We start from the raw sequence: 3,750 nt of genomic DNA, 5'->3' as shown, positions 1-3,750 counted from the left end.
GACCGCGGCCGCCGCGGCGAGGATCGCGTCGATGGTCGCCTGCGGGTGGCTGAGCATCGACACGTGCGAGCCGCCGACCTCGGTGACGGTCGCCCCCGCGTTCTCGGCCATGCTGCGCTGCACGGCTGGCGGAATCACCCTGTCCTCGGTGCCGATGACGGCCCAGCTCGGAATCGACCTCCAGGCGGGCGGCCCGGACGGCGTGGTGTTCGCCTGCAGGGTGATCGGGCGCTGGCCGGCGACGATCAGCCAGCGATCGGCCTCGGGCAGGTCCTGCGCGAAGGCCGTGTGCACGGTGTCGGGCTTGAGGTGCGCCTCGGCGTCGCCCTCGGGTGCGCCGGGGTAGCCCAGGATGTCGAACACGGTCGTCGGGTCGGGCACGTCGAACGCCGAGCCCGAGCCGCCCAGCAGCTGGAAGACGAACTGCCCCTCGTCGGGAATGAAGGCGTCGACGTAGACCAGCGCCTTGACGTCGCCGCCCCTCGCCCCGGCGTTGGTGATCACGAAGCCGCCGTAGGAGTGGCCGACCAGCACGACGGGCCCCTGCGTGTGCTGGGCCAGATAGGAGGCGACGTAGTCGGAGTCCTGCTGCACGCCGCGCAGCAGGTTGGTGGGAGCGAGGACGGTGAAGCCCTGCGATTGGAGCGCGGTGGCGACGGGGTTCCAGCTGGAGGCGTCGGCCCAAGCGCCGTGGACGAGCACGATGGTGGGTTTCGTCATGGCGCGGAAGTTACACGCGCCCTCACTTTCCCGCTAGAAGAACGCACAGTCGGTTCATTGCACCCCCTTAAGCAGATCGGGCGGTGCGCAGGCCTCGATGCGCGCAGGCCGATGCTGTTGCGCGAGGCCGGGTCGGGTGCACACTGTTCGCATGTCCGACTCGGGCGCCGGCGGCTGCACCGAGGTCGAGGACTACCTGGCCTCGATCGATGAGGGACGCGCGAAGGTGCTGCGCCCGTACTTCGAGCGCGCCCGCGAGATCGTCGAAGGCCTCGAAGAGGGGCGCAGCTACGGGATGCCTGCGCTGACTTATCGCGGCAAGGCGCTCGTCTCGCTGCAGCCCACCAAGGCCGGCTACTCGGTGTACCCGTTCAGCGGCGCGGCGGTCTCGGCCGTCGCGGCGGCCCACCCGGAGCTCGAGACCACGACGGGGTCCGTGCACTTCACGACCAGGAACCCTCTGCCCCTCGACGTGTTCGACGAGCTGGTGCGCGCTCGCCGCATGCAGATCGACGCGGCAGCGGCCCGCGTCGAGTGACACGCCACGCCGGATTGCATGGCTGATCGGCGGCCTCGGCGCTTAATGTGAGACATGGCCGTATCGAGCGGAACCGTTGTCACACTGGTCGGATCTGGGTCGTCCGAGCTGATCACAGAGCTCGGCACGCTGCACAACGTCGATGCCTTCAGCATCGCGGGCGACGAGGACGAGGCGGCGCGCCGCATCAGCCGGTCGCCGGCGTCGTTCGTGGTCAGCGACGCGGACCCGCTCGCGCACGTCGCCGCGGCGTGGGTCGAGTTCTTCGACGACCGGATCTCGCTCGAGACGCTGCTCATGGAGGCCGAGGTCGCGGCCGATGCGCTGCGCGCCGGCCGCGCCCAGCTGCCCGACTACTACCTGGTGCTCGACCCCGAGGCCGTCGAGGGCACGTGGCGGCACTGGTGGTTCGGCGCGCTCTCGAGCAAGGCGCCGACGCGCGTGCTGCCCGTGCCGGCGTCGTCGGGCGATGTGCGGCGCCAGCTGCGGCGCCTGCCGACAGGGCGCCCCTGGCCCGAGGCCTTTCCCGAGTGGCTCACCCGCCTGCAGTTCGAGGTGCCCGACCGGCTCCTGACGGGCGAGTGACGACGCTCGCGCGACGCGATCGCAGGGGCCGCTAGTCGGCCCGAGCGCCGACGGGTGGCACGAGCAGGCCGCGATCCTCACGGATCCACACGAGGCCCGTCTCGCGGTGCTCGGCACGCGTCGCGAAGCGGTAGCGGTACACGCGGGCCCGCACGAACGCCGGTGCCCGCCCGCCGAACGGGTCGACCCGCAGCAGTCGCAGCGTGGGCCGATCGGCCTGCAGCAGCCGCACGAGCAGCATGTCGAACCAGCCGCCGCCTTCGGCGCCCAGCGCGAGGAACCACATCAGCCAGTCGAGCCGCAGGTGGTACGGCGCGAACCAGCGCGGCACACGGCCCGGGTCACCGGGCTTGCCGTGGAACTCGTACGCTCTCCACCCGGATCGCCCGGCCGGGTCATCCGTGCCCTCGATCACGATCTCGTCGCGTCGCTTCGTGACGCTTCCGAACGCGCCGTACGCATTCACGAGGTGCCAGCGGTTGAAGCTCGCGTTCATCAGCTGCCGGCGCGCGAGCAGATTGCGCGCCGGCCACCACGACAGATAGATGAGCAGGGCGGATGCCGCGAGCACGACCACGCCGTACCAGACGGGCAGGGCGCCCAACCCGCGCGCGTCACTCGACACGGGCCACGCCCACGCCGGGATCACGGCGTGCACCACGTCGTCGCTGATGCCCGAGAACAGCAGCACGACCGTCAGCCAGTTGAGCCAGGCGAAGTTCCCGGTGACGATCAGCCACAGCTGCGTCACGATCATGATCGCGGCCGCGACCGACGCGACCGGCTGCGGCGCGAACAGGAAGAACGGGCAGAGCAGCTGCGCGAAGTGATTGCCGATCACCTCGCCGCGGTGCACCCACTTCGGCAGCAGATGCGCCTGCCTGCTGAACGGGCCCGGCATGGGCTGCGTCTCGTGGTGGTAGTACAGCGCCGTCAGATCGCGCCATTCGGGCCCGCCGCGCAGCTTGATCATGCCGGCGCCGAACTCGAGACGGAACACCAGCCAGCGGACGAGGAACAGCGTCGTCACGGGCGTGGCGGCCGGAGCGACGACGGATGCTGCGCCGAGCCACGCCACCGTGAAGCCCGCCTCGCACAGCAGGGACTCCCAGCCGAAACCGTAGAAGGTCTGCCCGACATTGACGATCGAGAGATACGCGCCCCACAGCAGCAGGAACAGCACCGTGGTGAGCACAGCGGCCGCGCCGGGGGCGGCGAGCTGCGGAAGCCCGGCGACGAGCACCGCCGAGGCGACGACCCCGCCCCACGCGACGAGGCGAAGCATCCGATCGCTGTAGTGCCAGCGGAAGATCGTCGGCTGTCGGCGCGCGTAGGCACGGTCGAGGAACCGCGGCACCGGCAGCAGCCCGTGCTCGCCGAGCAGCGCCGGGAACTGATCGGCGGCCGAGAGGAACGCGATCAGGAACACGGCTGCCACTCCGCGCTGCACCACCTCGCGTGCCACGTCGTAGTCGCCGGTTCCGAGCCAGCCCAGCCAGTCCATCAGCGCAGATCCTCCATGACAGGCGCGACCGTAGCGCGCTCGCGCCCGAGATGACACCCCTACAGCGCACGCGGCCCGAACCCTAGGGTGGGGGCATGTCCACCGGTCGCGCGATCGTCGTCGGCTCGGGCCCCAATGGGCTTGCGGGCGCTGTCACCCTCGCCCGCGCGGGTCTCTCGGTCACCGTGTTCGAGCGCTCGGACCACCTCGGCGGCGGCGCCGCGACCCGCGAGCTCACCCTGCCCGGCTTCCACCACGACGTCGGCTCGGCCGTGCACCCGATGGCCGTGCACTCCGAGTTCTTCCGCCGCTTCGGGCTGACCCGGCGCCTCGAGCTGCTCACGCCCGAACTGTCCTACGGCCACGCGCTCGCCGCCGCGTCCGCGCCCGGCGGGGCGACTGC

Annotated in this window: 5 protein-coding genes; 3 read left to right on the top strand and 2 right to left on the bottom strand. The window is 71.1% G+C overall.

What is annotated here, in order from left to right:
* A partial coding sequence (locus ACM2XV_RS13280) for an alpha/beta fold hydrolase (RefSeq protein ID WP_487027273.1) occupies positions 1 to 720 on the bottom strand: 720 nt, incomplete at its 3' end.
* A gap of 151 nt (positions 721 to 871) precedes the next feature.
* Between ACM2XV_RS13280 and ACM2XV_RS13275 the strand changes: the two genes are divergently transcribed.
* Entirely contained in the window at positions 872 to 1,258 is a 387-nt protein-coding gene (locus ACM2XV_RS13275; protein WP_344778305.1) for an iron chaperone, read from the top strand.
* Positions 1,259 to 1,312: 54 nt separating this feature from the next.
* Positions 1,313 to 1,843 (top strand): hypothetical protein, encoded by a 531-nt coding sequence (locus tag ACM2XV_RS13270; protein ID WP_487027272.1) that lies wholly within the window; start codon positions 1,313 to 1,315, stop codon positions 1,841 to 1,843.
* Between the two features lie 31 nt (positions 1,844 to 1,874).
* Here the strand turns inward: ACM2XV_RS13270 and ACM2XV_RS13265 are convergent, their stop codons facing one another.
* Positions 1,875 to 3,347 carry a lipase maturation factor family protein gene (locus tag ACM2XV_RS13265; RefSeq protein ID WP_487027271.1) on the bottom strand — a complete coding sequence of 491 codons (1,473 nt, stop codon included), beginning with the start codon at positions 3,345 to 3,347 and terminating at the stop codon, positions 1,875 to 1,877.
* A gap of 95 nt (positions 3,348 to 3,442) precedes the next feature.
* On the opposite strand from ACM2XV_RS13265, the gene ACM2XV_RS13260 reads away from it, so the two are divergent.
* Positions 3,443 to 3,750: phytoene desaturase family protein (locus ACM2XV_RS13260; protein WP_487027270.1), on the top strand; the 308-nt coding region annotated here is incomplete at its 3' end.

The organism is Gryllotalpicola sp. CP2-P1, from assembly GCF_057512245.1.
The sequence above is the reverse complement of the archived record's forward strand: the minus strand, read 5'-3'. Positions and strand labels throughout refer to the sequence as shown.